The sequence below is a fragment of the Mycobacterium triplex genome (assembly GCF_000689255.1).
Classification (GTDB): domain Bacteria; phylum Actinomycetota; class Actinomycetes; order Mycobacteriales; family Mycobacteriaceae; genus Mycobacterium; species Mycobacterium triplex.
On sequence record NZ_HG964446.1, the window covers coordinates 5,427,495 to 5,443,427 of the forward strand.

Below are 15,933 nucleotides of genomic sequence, written 5' to 3' on the forward strand. Positions count from 1 at the left end.
TATATAGCCTGTGCGCGTGAGTCGCATCACGACCGAACAACTGCAGGATGCGGTGCTCGACGAAGGCTCGTTCGTGAGCTGGGACAGCGCCCCGCTACAGATACCGATCAGCGACGCCTACGCGCGCGAACTCGCCGACGCCCGCGCCGCCACCGGCCGCGACGAAGCGGTGCTCACGGGCGAGGGGCGCATACACGGGCGCCGGGTGGCGGTCGTGGTCTGCGAGTTCGGCTTCCTGGGCGGGTCGATCGGGGTGGCGGCGGCCGAGCGGATCACCACCGCCGTGCAGCGCGCCACGGCCGAGCGGCTCCCGCTGCTGGCCTCGCCGAGCTCCGGCGGCACCCGCATGCAGGAGGGCACCGTCGCGTTCCTGCAGATGGTGAAGATCGCCGCGGCCGTCCGACTGCACAAGCGGGCGCACCTGCCCTACCTCGTCTACCTGCGGAACCCGACCACCGGCGGGGTGTTCGCGTCGTGGGGCTCGCTGGGCCACATCACCGTCGCCGAGCCGGGGGCGCTGATCGGCTTCCTCGGGCCCCGGGTCTACCAGCAGCTCTACGGCGAACCGTTCCCGCCGGGCGTCCAGACCGCGGAGAACCTGCAGCGGCACGGCGTGATCGACGGCGTCGTCGCGGTCGACAAGCTGCGCCGGACGGTGGATCGCGCGCTGACGGTCATCGCCGACGCTCCCGAGCCGCCGCCCGCCGCGCCGCCCGGCGAATCGATACCCGATGTGCCGGCCTGGGATTCGGTGCTGGCGTCGCGGCGGCCGGACCGGCCGGGTGTCGAGCATCTGTTGCGCCACGGCGCCACCGACCTGGTGCTGCTGTCCGGTTATGACGGGGTGGGGGCACCTCCCGCTTGCGAGGGAGCGGCGACCACCCTGCTGGCGCTGGCCCGATTCGCCGGACAGCCCGCGGTGGTCCTCGGCCAGCAGCGCCTCACCGGTGGGCTGGTCGGGCCCGCGTCGTTGGCCGAAGCCCGCCGCGGCATGGCGCTGGCCGCCGAGCTGCGGCTGCCGCTAGTGCTGGTGATCGACACCGCCGGCCCCGCGTTGTCGGCCGAAGCCGAGCAGGGCGGGCTGGCCGCACAGATCGCCCAATGCGTGGCCGAACTCGTGACGCTGGACACCCCGACGGTGTCGGTGCTGCTGGGCCAGGGCAGCGGCGGGCCGGCCCTGGCGATGGTCCCCGCCGACCGGGTGCTGGCCGCGCTGCACGGCTGGCTGGCCCCGCTGCCACCCGAGGGGGCCAGTGCGATCGTGTTCCGCGACACCGCGCATGCCCCCGAACTTGCTGCGACCCAAGGCATTCGGTCGCTCGATCTTATGAAGTCCGGAATCGTGGACGCCATCGTGCCCGAGCATCCCGACGCTGCCGACGAGCCGATCGAGTTCTCGCAGCGACTGTGCAGCGCGATCGCCGCGGAGGTGCACGCGCTGCGCGATATCCCCGGCGACGAGCGGATGGCCGCGCGACTACGGCGCTATCGCAACATCGGGTTTACGCCAGAGACGGCTTGACAGTGCTTGCCGGGCAACATCTTTCGCGCCGTCGCGCCGTTAACGGCCGACCTCGTCTTGCGTCAGCAGCTGCCAGTCGTCGGACAGGCCGTGCGTCTTGGCCGTCTCGCCCTCGGCTTCCAGGTGCACGGTGCTGGAGCCCAAGCGCAAATTGGTCAACGTGATCCGGCCCCACTCGGCCGGCAGCCGCGGCGAGATCGACAGGGTGCGGTGCGGCACGTGCGGGTCAAGCCCCAGGATCGACCGCAGCAGCAGCAGCGGAGCAGCGCTGGCCCACGCCTGCGGTGAGCAGGAAGTGGGATAGGGCACCGGCGCGGCGAACTGCGTACGGGGGAAACCGCAGAACAACTCGGGCAAGCGCCCGCCGAAAGCCATTGCGGCGTCCAGGAGTTCGTTCGTCAACCGTTGCGCCAGCTGCACCGCCCCGGGCACGTGGCCATAGCGCAGCAAGCCGGCCACCGCGATGGCGGTGTCATGCGGCCACACCGAGCCGTTGTGGTAGCTCATCGGGTTGTACGCCCCCATGCTGGTGGCCAGCGTCCGCAGCCCGAAACCGGAGTCCATCTCCGGACCGGACAACCGCTCGACGATGGCCGCGGCGTGTTCGTCGGTCACAATTCCTGTCCACAGGCAATGGCCGACATTGCTCGTCAACGCGTCGACCGGGCGCTTGTGTCTGTCCAATGCAACCGCGTACCAACCCTTTTCGGGCAACCAGAACTTCTCGATGAACCTGTCCCGCAGCAGCTGGGCCCGCTCGCGCAGCCGGGCCCCGCGGCCGGTGTCGCCCAGCGCATCGGCGAGTTCGGCGCGCGCCAACAGGGCCGCATACACATAGCCCTGCACTTCGCACAGCGCGATCGGCGGCTCGGCGAGGCGGCCGGTGGCGTCGTTGATGCCGTCGTAGCTGTCCTTCCAGCCCTGGTTGATCAGCCCCCGGTCGGTGGCGCGCTGGTATTCCACAAAGCAGTCGCCGTCCCGGTCTCCGTACTCCTCCGTCCAGGCCAGCGCGGCGTCGGCCGCCGGCAGCAGCGTCCGGATGACCGCCTCGTCGGCGCCCCACCGCCAGCATTCCGCGAGCAGCATCACGAACAGCGGCGTCGCATCGGCCGTCCCGTAATAGACGCCACCGCCCAGCACGTCGGCACTGTCCGGGCCGTGCCGGAGCTCATGCATGATGCGGCCGGGCTGTTCCTCGGTGACGGCATCGACGCGCCGGCCCTGCAGCGCCGCGAGCCGCTGCAGGGTGCCGATCGAAAGGCCGACGTCCAGCGGGAGAGCCATCCATGCGGTCAGCAGGCTGTCCCGGCCGAACAACGTCATGAACCAGGGCGCGCCCGCCGCGACATACGACCGGCGACCGTCGGCGTCGTGAATCAGCAACGCCCCCAAGTCGCTTTCGGTTTGGCCGAGCACCCGGGCCAGTGCGGTGTGGTCGGTATCGACCGTGGTCGCACTGTCACGCCAGGCCTCGATCTTGCGGGCCGGCGCGCTTTTTCGGGCGGTCTCGCCGCGCGGGGCGCGGGTCCAGACCTTGTGGTTTGCCCACGTCGGTTGCACCGTGATCTCGGTCTGCCAGCGCCCCCCGGGCGGCACCACCACCCGCCAGTTCAGCGACCCGGGTACCACCACCGGGTCACCGGTTGCCGACACCGTCAGCCCCCGCAGCCGGTCGCCCTGGCCCCGCAGCATGAGTTCGGATCCGGCCACCGTCTTCTCGGCCCCGCCGACCGGTACCCGTCCCTCCTTGACCGCGAACAGGTCCGCGAAGTCCGCGTCGGCGTGCAGCTCGAGGGACACCACGGTGCTTTCCTTGTCCATGTTCTGCAGCCGGATCGTTTCCCGCAGCCCGTCGGTCACCAGCCGTTCGCGCACGACCAGCAGCGTGCTGTCCGGCCCCGAACGCGGTGGCCGTCGCAGAATGAACTGCGCGGCAAACGCTTCCGTCGATTCCACCGACAGCGCATCGGCGGTTTCACCGTCGACGCGCAGCTCCCAGCGTGACAGGACCCGCGCGTCGCGGAAAAACAATCCGTGTGACCTGCCGACCACCACGTTCCCGTAGCGGTCGGACAGGCAGAATGTCGCGCCGTCGACAAGGGTCACCGTGTCGCCGCCCGAGCCGATCTGGACCGGCGAGCTGCTGTTGAAAGGGGTCGGACCCGTCACACGGCGGCCTTGTGGACGAACTCATGGGCCCGCCTGTCTTGCCCGAGGGATTCGACGACAACCTTGCCCCGAGCGCCGCGATGGGCTTCGGCCGCGCGGCCCAGGACGCCACGGTAGATCTGCTCGTACGCCGAGCCGAACTGTGCCACATCGAAATTGGCGGCAACGTGTCGCCGGCACTCATGCGGATCCAGCGTTTGCGCCCGGTCGATCGCGGCGGGCAGCTCGCCGGCGTCCTCGCACACCACGCCCGTCACACCGTCGACGATCACTTCCGGTACGGCCCCGCCACGCAACGCGACGACCGGTGTGCCGCAGGCCATCGCTTCGATCATCACAATCCCGAACGGCTCCTCCCACCCGATGGGAAACAGCAGACAACGGGCGCGCGACAACAGCTTTCGCTTGCTGACCGCGTCGGCCTCACCGAACACGTGGTCGCTGTCGGCCAGCAGCGGGCGCACGCACTCCTCGAAGTATTCCTTCTCGGCCGGCTCGCTGCATTTGCCGGCGAGCACCAGCGGGATCCCGGCCTCGTGCGCCGCCCGCACCGCCAGATGGGCGCCCTTGTACGGCGCATACCGGCCCAAGAACAGCGCGTAATCGTGCTTCTCGGTCTCGAAAGGCCATTCGTCGATCCGCAGCGCATTGTGCACGCGGCCAACCCAATTCAGATCGGGGGCCAGCTCTTTCTGCCGGTCGCTGATCGCCACCAGCCCGACATCGCCGCTGAGCTCCCGGTAGTACGGGTACAGATCGTCGTCGATGGGCCCGTGCACCGTGACCACGGTCGGCACCCGCAGCGCGTGATAGGCCGGGGCGTTGATGGGTCCGGCGAAGGTGTGGTCGTGCACGATGTCGACACCGTCGGTTGCTGCGATCCGGGTCACCGCGCTACGCACCTTCAACGCGTGCATGACTTCCGGATACGGCTGGCCCAGCCGGTCGGGCAGGGTGCGATCCCACAGCGGGACGAAGTCGGCCGCCGTACCCGGCTTGCCGGCGCCGAGCAGCGTGACGTGATGACCGCGGGCCACCAGCGTGTCGGCCAGGTCGGCGACAACCGCCTCGACGCCGCCGTAGCCGTTGGGCGGAACGTCGAAATACGGCGGGGCGACCAGCACGATCCGGATGGGGCGGCCGGAATCCGCCGGGGTGGTGGGTAAGACGAAATCGGCAGCGCGCATTGACGTTCTCCTCCTCACAGCTTCACCACACGCGTTAGCAATCTCATCCGATGAGTGCTAATTATGGCCGATGTGAGCCGGTCCGCAAACGCCGAGGTGCGCTGTGCCACTGCGGTTTCGCCACAATCGAGGCATGCGTTCTCAAGACACGGCGGCGGTTTCCCGGCGCGACCGGGTCGCGCTGCAGGCGCTGAATTTCTTCATGGCGGATATGGAAGCCGGCATGGGTCCTTTTCTCGGCGTATTGCTCGCCGGGCGCGGCTGGACCACCGGCACCATCGGCGCGGTCATCACCCTGGGTGCGATCGTCGGCATGATCACCGTCGGTCCGGCCGGTGCACTGGTCGACGCCACCTCTCGTAAACGGACCTGCGTCATCGTGGTCGGCCTCGGCGCCGTCGCGGCCTCGGCCGTCATCCTTACCTCCGGGCACTTCTGGGTCATCGCCGCCGCGCAGTCCCTGATGTGCATCTCGGGGGCCACCATCGCTCCGGCCGTGATCGGCATCACCCTCGGGCTGGTGGGCCAGGCCGGCTTCACCGCCCAGAACGGGCGAAATCAGGCCTACAACCACGCGGGCAACATGGTCGGCGCCGCCGCGTCCGGGCTGGTCGGCTGGATCTTCGGGTATGCCGGGGTGTTCTGGCTCGCCGTGGGATTCGCCGGACTGGCCATCCTGTCCGTCCTGGCAATCCCCGCCGGCCGGATCGACGATCACGTCGCGCGCGGCGAGGCGGCAGCGGGCGCGGGCGCCCCGATCACGAAGATGCGCGTGCTGCTCGAATCCAAACCGCTGCTGACCCTGGCCGCCGCCCTGGTGCTGTTCCACCTGGGCAATGCGGCGATGCTGCCGCTCTACGGACTGGCCGTGGTCGCCACCCACACCAACCCGTTCATCACGGTGGCCGAAACGGTCGTCGTCGCGCAGGGCGTGATGATCGTCGCATCGCTGGCGGCAATGCGGATCGCCCAGACCCGCGGTTACTGGCTGGCCATCCTGATCGCGTTCAGCGCGCTACCGGTGCGCGGGCTGCTCGCCGCGGGCATCATCACCAGCTGGGGTGTCATTCCGGTGCAGGTGCTCGACGGCGTCGGGGCGGGCATGCTGTCGGTGGCGGTACCGGGCCTGGTGGCACGGATCCTCGACGGCACCGGCCACATCAATGTCGGCCAGGGCGCCATCATGGCGGCACAAGGCCTCGGCGGTGCGCTCAGCCCGGTCGTGGGCGGCGTGGTCGCCCAGCATCTCGGATACCCGGTTGCCTTCCTGATGCTCGGCGGTCTCTCCGTGGGATCGCTGATCGTCTGGCTCAGGTTCACCGCCACGCTGCGCAGAGTCGATAGCGGCGCCCCCCGTCCTCCCGCAGTCCCCGACACGGCCTGAGCGCGCCGTCCCGGGCGGCCTCCCGCAGCCGACGCCCAGAATCCGGCAAAATGGGCGGCATGGACTCTGGCGTCAGCTCACCTCGCGTCTTGGTCGTCGACGACGACTCCGACGTGCTCGCCTCACTGGAACGCGGGCTGCGGCTGTCCGGGTTCGAGGTGTCGACCGCCGTCGACGGCGCGGAGGCCCTGCGCAGCGCCACCGAGACCCGGCCGGACGCGATCGTGCTCGATATCAACATGCCGGTGCTCGACGGTGTCAGCGTCGTCACCGCCCTGCGCGCGATGGACAACGACGTCCCGGTCTGTGTGCTCTCGGCACGCAGCTCGGTCGACGACCGCGTCGCCGGCCTGGAAGCCGGTGCCGACGACTACCTCGTCAAACCGTTCGTGCTGGCCGAGCTGGTCGCGCGGGTCAAGGCGCTGCTGCGCCGCCGTGGCGCCACCGCGACCTCGTCGTCGGAAACCATCACGGTGGGCCCGCTGGAAGTCGACATTCCCGGCCGTAGGGCCCGGGTCAACGGCGTCGACGTCGACCTGACCAAGCGCGAGTTCGACCTGCTGGCGGTGCTGGCCGAGCACAAGACCGCCGTGCTGTCCCGCGCGCAGCTGCTGGAGCTGGTGTGGGGCTATGACTTCGCCGCCGACACCAACGTCGTCGACGTCTTCATCGGGTACCTGCGCCGCAAGCTGGAGGCCAACGGCGGTCCCAGGTTGCTGCACACCGTCCGGGGCGTGGGGTTCGTGCTGCGGATGCAGTAACGACGCGGTAGGCCACCACAGCCATGAATTTCCTGTCGCGCATCCTGGCCCGGACCCCCTCGCTGCGGACCCGGGTGGTGCTCGCGACAGCCATCGGTGCCGCGATTCCGGTCCTGATCGTCGGTGCCGTCGTCTGGGTCGGGATCACCAATGACCGTAAGGAGCGGCTGGACCGCCGGCTCGACGAGGCCGCCGGTTTCGCGATCCCGTTCCTGCCGCGCGGCCTCGACGAGATCCCGCGCTCGCCCAAACGACCGTGACGCGATCATGACGATCCGGCGCGGCAGCCTGGTGACGTCGAATTCCGATGTGACGCTGCCCCGCTCCGACGTCGACTACACCGACACCTACATCAACGGCGTGCGCTACCGGGTGCGCACGGTGGAGATTCCGGGGCCGGAGCCGGCCTCGCTGGCCGTCGGCGCGACCTATGACGCCACCCTGGCCGAGACCAACAACCTCCATCGCAGGGTGCTGCTCATCTGTGGGTTTGCCATCTTCGCGTCGACGCTGTTCGCCTGGCTGCTGGCCTCTTTCGCGGTGCGCCCGTTCAAACAGCTTGCGCAGCAGACCCGATTGATCGACGCCGGCGACGAGGCGCCGCGGGTCGAAGTGCACGGCGCCACCGAGGCCGTCGAGATCGCCGAGGCCATGCGCGGCATGCTGCAACGCATTTGGGACGAGCAGAACCGCACCAAGGAGGCGCTGTCGTCGGCGCGCGATTTCGCGGCGGTGTCCTCTCACGAACTGCGCACTCCCCTGACCGCGATGCGCACCAACCTCGAGGTGTTGTCGACCCTCGATCTGCCCGACGACCAGCGCAAGGAGGTGCTCAGCGACGTCATCCGCACGCAGTCCCGGATCGAGGCGACGCTGAGCGCGCTGGAGCGGTTGGCGCAGGGCGAACTGTCCACCTCCGACGATCACGTGCCCGTCGACATCACCGAACTGCTGGACCGCGCCGCCCACGACGCCACCAGGGTCTACCCCGACCTGGATGTATCGCTGGTGCCGTCGCCCACCTGCATCATCGTGGGGATGCCGGCCGGGCTGCGCCTCGCGGTCGACAACGCGATCGCCAACGCCGTCAAACACGGCGGCGCCACCCGGGTGCAGCTGTCGGCGGTCAGCTCCCGGGCCGGAGTGGACATCGCCGTCGACGACAACGGCAGTGGCGTGCCCGAAAGCGAGCGCGAGGTGGTGTTCGAGAGGTTCTCCCGCGGGTCGACGGCCTCGCACTCCGGATCTGGCTTGGGTCTGGCCCTGGTGGCCCAGCAGGCGCATTTGCACGGCGGGACGGCGTCGCTGCAAGACAGCCCGCTGGGCGGTGCGCGGTTGCTGCTGCGCCTGCCCGCCCCGAGTTAAACCCGGTGCGGTCGAACGTCGACTTGTTGGGCGAAATCACGTGAAGTTGGCCCGACAACTCCACGTTCGGCGCCGGGTTGGTTGTGATCGTCGGGCACACTAGGGCAATGGGGAGTAGACCGACCGACAGCGACACCCTCGAGCACATCCGCAACCTGGTCGCCGAGGAGAAAAAGCTGCGGGCACAGCTGCAGCATCGCGACATCTCCGAGTCCGAGGAGCACGAACGGCTCCGCCGGGTCGAGGTCGAACTCGACCAATGCTGGGACCTGCTGCGTCAGCGCCGCGCCCTGCGCGAGACCGGTGGTGATCCGCGCGAGGCCGCGGTGCGCCCCGGCGACCAGGTCGAGGGCTACCTGGGCTAGAGATGTCCCTCGGTGACGCGACGGATGGTGACCCGGATTCCGACGTCGTCGTCGTGGGTGGCGGCCACAACGCCCTGGTGGCGGCGGGCTACCTGGCCCGGGCCGGCCTTCGGGTGCGGGTGCTCGAGCGGCTGGACCACATCGGCGGGGCCGCCGTTTCGGCGAAGGCGTTCGACGGTGTCGAGGTCCGGGTGTCGCGGTACTCGTACTTGGTCAGCCTGCTGCCGCCGCGCATCGTCGCGGACCTGGGCGCCGAGGTGGGGCTGGCCGGTCGACGATTCTCGTCGTACACCCCCCAGCCGGCGACGGCCGGGCGCAACGGCCTGCTGGTCGGATCGCGGGATTCCTTCCGCGCGGTCGGTGCCGCCGACGACGAGCGCGGTTTCGCCGAGTTCTACCGGCGTACCCGCCTGGTGACCGACCCGCTGTGGCCGACGCTGACCGAACCGCTGCGCACCCGCGAGCAGGCCCGCCGCCACGTCACCGACGCCGGCGGGCCGGATGCGGCCGCGGCGTGGCGGGCGATCGTGGACGAGCCGATCGGGCACGCGATCGCCGACGCGGTGCGCGACGATCTGGTCCGCGGCGTGATCGCCACCGATGCGCTGATCGGCACGTTCGCGCGTCTGGACGAGGCGTCGCTGCGCCAGAACATCTGCTTCCTGTATCACGTGCTCGGCGGAGACTGGAACGTCCCGATCGGCGGGATGGGTGCGGTGACCGCCGCCCTGGCCGCCGCCGCTGTCCGTCATGGGGCCGAAATAGTCACGGGCGCAGAGGTTTACGCGGTGGACCCGACCGGCGAGGTACGCTATCGACGTGACGGCGACGAGCATGTCAGCCGGGGCCGATTCGTGTTGTCCGGCGTAACGCCAACGGTTTTGGCCCGCCTGCTCGGTGAACGACCGGCGGTCCCGGACCAGGGCGCACAGGTCAAGGTCAACATGGTGCTGCGGCGCCTGCCCCGGTTACGCGATGACACCGTCAGCCCCGAACAGGCATTCGCCGGGACATTTCACGTCAACGAGACGTGGAGCCAACTGGATGGCGCCTATACGCGGGCGGCCGCCGGAGCGATTCCGGATCCGTTGCCGTGCGAGGCGTATTGCCACTCGTTGGCCGACCCGAGCATCCTGTCGAGGGAACTGCGCGACGCCGGCGCGCAGACGATGACGGTGTTCGGCTTGCACACCCCGCATTCGCTGTTCGACGGCAATTATTCCGGCGCACTGCGTGACCGGCTGACCGAGTCGGTGCTGGTGTCGCTGAATTCCGTTCTGGCCGAACCGATTCAGGATGTGCTGATGGCCGACGCGCACGGCCGGCCCTGCATCGAGACGACGACCACGCTGGACCTGCACCGCAACCTGGGGATGACGGCCGGCAACATCTTCCACGGCGCGCTGTCCTGGCCGTTCGCGGACGACGACGAGGCGCTGGACACCCCCGCCCGGCAATGGGGTGTGGCCACCGCTCACGAACGAATCATGTTGTGCGGCTCGGGCGCTCGCCGTGGCGGCGCGGTGTCGGGCATCGGCGGCCACAACGCCGCGATGGCGGTGCTGGCCTCGCTGGGCTCGAGCTGACTAGCGGCCGTCGATGGGTGCGTAGTCGCGCTCGGTGTAGCCGGTGTAGATCTGGCGGGGACGGCCGATCTTGCTGTCGCCCTCGTCGTGCATCTCCCGCCAGTGCGCGATCCAGCCGGGCAGCCGGCCCAGCGCGAACAGCACGGTGAACATCCGGACCGGGAACCCGAGGGCCCGGTAGATCAGCCCGGTGTAGAAGTCGACGTTCGGGTACAGCTTGCGCTCGATGAAGTAATCGTCGGTCAGCGCGGCCTCTTCGAGCTGCTTGGCGATGTCCAGCAGCGGGTCGCCGCCGAGCTTGGCCAGGATCTTGTCGGCCTGCTCCTTGACGATCCGGGCCCGCGGGTCGTAGTTCTTGTAGACTCGGTGGCCGAAGCCCATCAGCTTGACGCCCTCTTCGCGGTTCTTCACCTTGCGGACGAATTCGCCCACGTCGTCGCCGCTTTGGCGGATCTGCTCGAGCATCTCGAGCACGGCCTGGTTGGCGCCGCCGTGCAACGGCCCCCACAACGCGTTGATGCCACCGGAGATCGAGGTGAAGAGGTTGGCCTGCGACGACCCGACCAGCCGAACCGTCGAGGTCGAGCAGTTCTGCTCGTGGTCGGCGTGCAGGATCAGCAGCATGTCCAGCGCCCGTACTACCTCGGGGTCGGCGTGGTACGGCTCGGCGGGCAGCCCGAACGTCATCCGCAGGAAGTTCTCCACCAGCGACAGGGAGTTGTCCGGGTAGAGGAACGGCTGCCCGACCGACTTCTTGTAGGCGTAGGCGGCGATCGTCGGGAGCTTGGCCAGCAACCGGATCGTCGACAGCTCGACGTCCTCGTTGTCGCCGGGGTCGAGCGAATCCGGGTAGTACGCGGACAGCGCGTTGACGGCGCTGGACAGCACCGGCATCGGGTGCGCGTTGCGCGGGAAGCCGTCGAAGAACCGCTTGAGGTCCTCGTGCAGCATCGTGTGCAGCTGGATCCGCTTGGTGAAGTCGGCCAGCTGGTCGCTGGTGGGCAGCTCGCCGTAGATCAGCAAGTACGAGACCTCGATGAAGGTCGACTTCTCGGCGAGCTGATCGATCGGATAGCCGCGGTAGCGCAGGATGCCGGCGTCGCCGTCGATGTAGGTGATCGAGCTCTTGCACGCGGAGGTGTTGACGAAGCCGTTGTCGAACGTCGTGTAGCCGGTCTTGGACAACAGCGGGCCAAGCGCAATCCCGTCGGCGCCTTCGGTGGCGTTGACGATCTGCAGGTCGATCTCACCGCCTGGGTACTTCAGAGTTGCGGTGTCGTCGGTGTCGGCCACGAGAACCCCTTTGCGCTCTGGCTGGTATGGCTGCGCCTTGGCTAGGTGCGTACAGCTGAAGGTAGTCGTTATCGCGACGACGCGCCTGCCCGGGGTCTGCTCTGCTGCCCCGGCGGCTTTCTGTGAGGTAAACCCCGCCTTATCGTGCGGTGTTAGGCCGCACGGACGCCCGCCGGGTGTGATCAGGGCTGCAGGCGTTCGACACGACCGCCGACGACGCGGATGCGGTTATGCAGCCGGTTTTCTCGACCCTGCCAGAACTCCACCACCTCGGGCGCGATCAGGTATCCGCCCCAATTCGGCGGCACCGGGATGCGTTCGGAATCGGCGAAACGGGCGGTCACCTCGGCAGCCTGATCGAGCAGCGCCGCACGGGATGCGATCGGCTGCGATTGGTGCGACGCCCACGCGCCCAGCTGTGAACCGCGCGGCCGCTTCGACCAGTAGTCCTCGGTCACCTGCGGGTCCACCTTGGTCACCGCGCCCCGGACGTGGACCTGGCGCCCCAGCAGGTACCAGGGAAAGGTCGCCGACGCATGCGGCGTCTCGGCCAGCTCGATGCCTTTGGCCGAGTCGTAATTGGTGAAAAAGGTGATTCCGGTCTCATCGACGCCCTTGCACAGCACCGAGCGGCTCGCCGGCCTGCCGTCCGCGATCGTCGCCAGCACCATCGCGTTCGGTTCGGAGACCCCGAAACGTTCGGCGTCGTCAATCCACTTCCGCAGTAACGCAAGCCACCCGTCGTCGAGCCAGGACACGTCCAGGTCCGAACTCGCGTCGCGCTCCACCGACCCGTACTCCACACGCATCCGCTGCAGGTGATCCTGGTCTGGTCCGGCCACGGGACCACGCTACCGGCGGTAGCTACCAGCCGGTAGCGTCGGCAAGAAGCCGAGGTGCAAGAATTTTCCTATGTCTGTGGTCCCGGAAAATTTTGTCCCCGGTCTCGAGGGCGTCGTCGCCTTCACCACCGAGATCGCCGAGCCGGATAAAGACGGCGGCGCGCTGCGCTATCGCGGCGTCGACATCCAAGACCTGGTGAATCAGCAGGTGACATTCGGCGACGTCTGGGCTCTGCTGGTCGACGGTAGATTCGGCCACGGTTTGCCTCCCGCCGAGCCGTTCCCGCTGCCCATCCACACCGGCGACGTGCGCGTCGACGTGCAGGCGGGCCTGGCGATGCTGGCGCCGATCTGGGGCTATCAGCCGCTGCTCGACACCGACGAGGCCGTCGCCCGCGACCAGCTGGCCCGGGCGTCGGTGATGGCGCTGTCCTATGTCGCGCAGTCCGCGCGGGGTATCTATCAGCCGGCCGTGCCGCAGCGGGTCATCGATGAATGCCAAACCGTCACAGCGCGTTTCATGACCCGCTGGCAGGGCGAGCCCGACCCGAGGCACGTCGAGGCCATCGACGCCTACTGGGTCTCGGCCGCCGAGCATGGCATGAACGCCTCGACCTTCACCGCGCGGGTCATCGCGTCCACCGGCGCCGACGTCGCCGCGGCGCTGTCCGGCGCGATCGGGGCCATGAGCGGCCCGCTGCACGGTGGGGCGCCGGCGCGGGTGCTGCCGATGATCGAAGAGGTGGAGCGCACCGGCGACGCGCGCGGCCTGGTCAAGAAAATCCTGGACAGCGGCGACAAGCTGATGGGCTTCGGGCACCGGGTCTACCGCGCGGAGGACCCGCGGGCGCGAGTACTGCGCGCCACCGCCGAGCGACTCAAAGCGCCGCGCCACGAGGTCGCGGTCGCCCTGGAGCAGGCGGCGCTGGCCGAGCTGCGCGAGCGTCGTCCGGACCGGGCGATCGAGACCAACGTCGAATTCTGGGCCGCGGTCATCCTGGACTTCGCCGAGGTGCCGGCCAACATGATGCCGGCGATGTTCACCTGCGGGCGCACCGCGGGCTGGTGCGCACACATTCTCGAGCAGAAGCGGCTCGGCAAGCTGGTGCGCCCGTCGGCCATCTACGTGGGTCCCGGGCCGCGCAGCCCGGAGTCCGTCGAGGGCTGGGACCGGGTTCTCACCCACGCTTAACCCGCTTGTCGGTGCCCGGCGTTTGAATGGGTCTCGCCGCGATGAATTCGAGTCGCGGAGGCAGTCAATAACTCGTGAGCCGGTCCCCGCCCGGGGCCGGCAGCGAGACCGACAGCAAGGAGACCACAATGGCGATCAAAATCGAACCCGCAGTTTCTCCGCACCTCGTGGTGGACGACGCCGCCGCGGCGATCGACTTCTACGTCAAGGCTTTTGGTGCCGAGGAGATCGGACGTGTGCCGCGGCCGGACGGCAAGCTGGTCCACGCCGCGGTGCGCATCAACGGTTTCCTGGTGATGCTCAACGACGACTTCCCCGAAATGTGTGGCGGGAAGTCGATGACCCCGACGTCGCTGGGCGGCACGCCGGTGACCATCCACCTGACCGTGACCGACGTCGACGCCAAGTTCCAGCGGGCGTTGGACGCGGGCGCCACGGTGGTGACTCCGCTGGACGACCAGTTCTGGGGTGACCGCTACGGCGTGATCGCCGACCCGTTCGGCCACCATTGGTCGCTGGGTCAGCCGGTGCGGGAGGTCAGCATGGAGGAGCTCCAGGCGGCGATGGCCGGGCAGGGCAGCTAGCCGAGCAGGCGTGCCAGCAGCCGGCGTTTCGGCGCCTTGGGCGCGGTCGCCGCGGCCGCGAGCATGTCGGCGATGTCGGTGAACTTTTCGCGCGGGCGGCCGTCGTCGATGCCACGCGCGATCTCGGCGGCATCGATGGCGGCCCATCCCGCGGCGTCGACAACGTCAGGTTGGCGGGCGTGCACCAACTGCTGCAGGGTGTCGCGCTTGGTCACCGGGTCGGTCAGCTTACCGGCGTTGTAGTCGGCGACCAGGGCCTGGACGGTTTGGAACGAGCAGGACTTGTTGGTGCCGATGAATCCCGTCGGGCCACGCTTGATCCACCCCGCGACGTAGGCCCCGGTCACCGGCCGGCCGGAGCCGGGGTCGACGACGCGGCCGCCGTCGTTCGGGACGATCGACGCCGACTCGTCGAACGGGAGGTCACGAATCGGCTTGCCGCGGTAGCCAATTGACGTCAGCACCAGACCCGCGTCGATGCGGTGCAGGTCTTCGGTGCCGGTGACCGCGAATTCCACGCCGGAGGCACGCCGCTCGCCCAGCACGCGCGCGGGCGTGAGCTGATAGGCCAGTCGGATGCGCGGGCGGGGGCCGGCAACCGACGCGTCGTCGAGCTTGCTCAGAATTTCGAGCTTGTTGCGGGTCAACGTGTCCGAGGTGGCGGCGAGATCGCGCGCCACCAGCTCGTGGTCGCCGGCATCGAGCACGACGTCGGATGCGCCTGTCAGCCCAATCAATTCGGGCAGGGTGAACGCCGAGTGGGCCGGGCCACGCCGCGCGGCGATGACCACCTCGCGGACCGCCGAGTTGCGAAGTACCTCGAGAGCGCGGTGACAGATGTCGGTGCGGGCCAAGTCGTCCGGGTCGGCCGTGAGCACCCGCGCGACATCGAGCGCGACGTTGCCGTTGCCAATGATCACCACCCGTTCGTGGCTGAGATCGACTGGCAGATTGACGAAGTCGGGATGCCCGTTGATCCACGCGACGAGCTCGGTGGCCGTACCGGTGCCCGGCAGGCCCATGCCGTCGATGTCGAGGCGGCGGTCGTCGGGCGCACCCACCGCGTACAACACAGCGTGGTGGTGGGCCAGCAACTCGGCATGGCTCAGGTGCTTGCCGACCTCGACGTTCAGATAGAAGCGGAAGTGGCGATGACGCGAGACCCGGTCGAAGAGCCGGGTCACCTTCTTGGTGTTCTGGTGATCCGGCGCCACCCCGGCGCGTACCAAACCGTAAGGTGTGGGCAGCTTTTCGAAGACGTTGACCCGCACGCCATGCTGGGTGAGCAGTTCGTCGGCGGCATACATCGCCGCCGGCCCGGACCCGACGATCGCCACGGTCAGCAGTTGGTGGCGGGCATCCACCTGCGCGGCCGGGATCACCGGTGCCAGCTTCGATGTCGGCGGCAGCTTCACGTCGGCCGGCCGCTCCGGGTAGAACGACGCGTTGATCTCGACGAACGGCAACTGCTTGCCCTCCAGCCGGTTGTCGGGCGCGATCGCACCCACCGGGCAGGCGCTCACGCACGCACCGCAGTCCACGCAGGCGACCGGATCGATGTAGAGCATCTCGGTCGTCGCGAAGCCCGGCTCGTCCGGCGACGGGTGAATGCAGTTCACCGGACAGGCGAAGACACAGGACCCGTCGTTACAGCACGACTGGGTAATAACGTGCGGCATAAAG

12 protein-coding genes and 1 pseudogene are annotated in these 15,933 nt (G+C 68.8%); 8 read left to right on the forward strand and 5 right to left on the reverse strand.

All coding sequences use genetic code 11. The annotated features are described in order from the left end of the window. Positions 1-16 precede the first annotated feature (16 nt). Positions 17-1,522: a carboxyl transferase domain-containing protein gene (locus tag BN973_RS25050; RefSeq protein WP_036471413.1), complete on the forward strand. Its 1,506-nt coding sequence runs from the start codon at positions 17-19 to the stop codon at positions 1,520-1,522. Between the two features lie 39 nt (positions 1,523-1,561). Here BN973_RS25050 and BN973_RS25055 read toward each other — a convergent pair whose 3' ends face one another. Both BN973_RS25055 and BN973_RS25060 read right to left on the reverse strand, forming a co-directional pair. Continuing rightward, complete coding sequence (locus BN973_RS25055) at positions 1,562-3,691, reverse strand: amylo-alpha-1,6-glucosidase (protein ID WP_036471414.1); 2,130 nt, start codon at positions 3,689-3,691, stop codon at positions 1,562-1,564. After that, positions 3,688-4,878, reverse strand: a complete 1,191-nt coding sequence (locus BN973_RS25060; RefSeq protein ID WP_036471415.1) for a glycosyltransferase family 4 protein — start codon at positions 4,876-4,878, stop codon at positions 3,688-3,690. The genes BN973_RS25055 and BN973_RS25060 overlap by 4 nt, the downstream gene beginning before the upstream one ends. Positions 4,879-5,011: 133 nt before the next feature. Between BN973_RS25060 and BN973_RS25065 the strand changes: the two genes are divergently transcribed. The 5 genes and pseudogenes from BN973_RS25065 to BN973_RS25085 all read left to right on the forward strand — a co-directional run bounded on the left by BN973_RS25065 (position 5,012) and on the right by BN973_RS25085 (position 10,339). After that, positions 5,012-6,262, forward strand: a complete 1,251-nt coding sequence (locus tag BN973_RS25065) for an MFS transporter (RefSeq protein ID WP_036471416.1) — start codon at positions 5,012-5,014, stop codon at positions 6,260-6,262. 50 nt (positions 6,263-6,312) lie between these two features. Further along, positions 6,313-7,023 carry a two-component system response regulator PrrA gene (gene prrA, locus BN973_RS25070; RefSeq protein ID WP_139830025.1) on the forward strand — a complete coding sequence of 237 codons (711 nt, stop codon included), beginning with the start codon at positions 6,313-6,315 and terminating at the stop codon, positions 7,021-7,023. A gap of 23 nt (positions 7,024-7,046) precedes the next feature. Then, positions 7,047-8,388 (forward strand): annotated as a pseudogene (locus BN973_RS25075) (sensor histidine kinase). Positions 8,389-8,495: 107 nt separating this feature from the next. Further along, positions 8,496-8,753 carry a DUF2630 family protein gene (locus BN973_RS25080; protein ID WP_036471417.1) on the forward strand — a complete coding sequence of 86 codons (258 nt, stop codon included), beginning with the start codon at positions 8,496-8,498 and terminating at the stop codon, positions 8,751-8,753. Positions 8,754-8,755: 2 nt separating this feature from the next. Further along, the gene (locus BN973_RS25085; protein WP_051641489.1) at positions 8,756-10,339 is read left to right on the forward strand and encodes a phytoene desaturase family protein; all 1,584 of its coding nucleotides are present in this window, start codon (positions 8,756-8,758) and stop codon (positions 10,337-10,339) included. Here the strand turns inward: BN973_RS25085 and BN973_RS25090 are convergent, their stop codons facing one another. Both BN973_RS25090 and pdxH read right to left on the reverse strand, forming a co-directional pair. Beyond that, the gene (locus BN973_RS25090; RefSeq protein ID WP_036471418.1) at positions 10,340-11,632 is read right to left on the reverse strand and encodes a citrate synthase; all 1,293 of its coding nucleotides are present in this window, start codon (positions 11,630-11,632) and stop codon (positions 10,340-10,342) included. Positions 11,633-11,814: 182 nt separating this feature from the next. Then, complete coding sequence (gene pdxH / locus BN973_RS25095) at positions 11,815-12,441, reverse strand: pyridoxamine 5'-phosphate oxidase (RefSeq protein ID WP_036473050.1); 627 nt, start codon at positions 12,439-12,441, stop codon at positions 11,815-11,817. Positions 12,442-12,544: 103 nt separating this feature from the next. On the opposite strand from pdxH, the gene BN973_RS25100 reads away from it, so the two are divergent. Together BN973_RS25100 and BN973_RS25105 are read left to right on the forward strand one after the other, a co-directional pair. After that, a complete protein-coding gene (locus BN973_RS25100) occupies positions 12,545-13,666 on the forward strand; it encodes a citrate synthase 2 (RefSeq protein ID WP_036471419.1) in 1,122 nt (373 codons plus the stop codon). Between the two features lie 128 nt (positions 13,667-13,794). Next, a complete protein-coding gene (locus BN973_RS25105; RefSeq protein WP_036473053.1) occupies positions 13,795-14,250 on the forward strand; it encodes a VOC family protein in 456 nt (151 codons plus the stop codon). Here BN973_RS25105 and BN973_RS25110 read toward each other — a convergent pair. Next, positions 14,247-15,929: an FAD-dependent oxidoreductase gene (locus tag BN973_RS25110; RefSeq protein WP_036471420.1), complete on the reverse strand. Its 1,683-nt coding sequence runs from the start codon at positions 15,927-15,929 to the stop codon at positions 14,247-14,249. The two genes, BN973_RS25105 and BN973_RS25110, sit on opposite strands and share 4 nt — an antisense overlap. Positions 15,930-15,933: the final 4 nt, after the last annotated feature.

Excerpts from the sequence above, each read along its gene's own strand:
- BN973_RS25060 (WP_036471415.1), bottom strand. The coding sequence starts at position 4,878 with ATGCGCGCTGCCGATTTCGTCTTACCCACCACCCCGGCGGATTCCGGC.
- BN973_RS25110 (WP_036471420.1), bottom strand. The coding sequence starts at position 15,929 with ATGCCGCACGTTATTACCCAGTCGTGCTGTAACGACGGGTCCTGTGTC.
- BN973_RS25080 (WP_036471417.1), top strand. The coding sequence starts at position 8,496 with ATGGGGAGTAGACCGACCGACAGCGACACCCTCGAGCACATCCGCAAC.
- BN973_RS25100 (WP_036471419.1), top strand. The coding sequence starts at position 12,545 with ATGTCTGTGGTCCCGGAAAATTTTGTCCCCGGTCTCGAGGGCGTCGTC.
- prrA (WP_139830025.1), top strand. The coding sequence starts at position 6,313 with ATGGGCGGCATGGACTCTGGCGTCAGCTCACCTCGCGTCTTGGTCGTC.
- BN973_RS25065 (WP_036471416.1), top strand. The coding sequence starts at position 5,012 with ATGCGTTCTCAAGACACGGCGGCGGTTTCCCGGCGCGACCGGGTCGCG.
- BN973_RS25105 (WP_036473053.1), top strand. The coding sequence starts at position 13,795 with ATGGCGATCAAAATCGAACCCGCAGTTTCTCCGCACCTCGTGGTGGAC.
- BN973_RS25085 (WP_051641489.1), top strand. The coding sequence starts at position 8,756 with ATGTCCCTCGGTGACGCGACGGATGGTGACCCGGATTCCGACGTCGTC.
- pdxH (WP_036473050.1), bottom strand. The coding sequence starts at position 12,441 with ATGCGTGTGGAGTACGGGTCGGTGGAGCGCGACGCGAGTTCGGACCTG.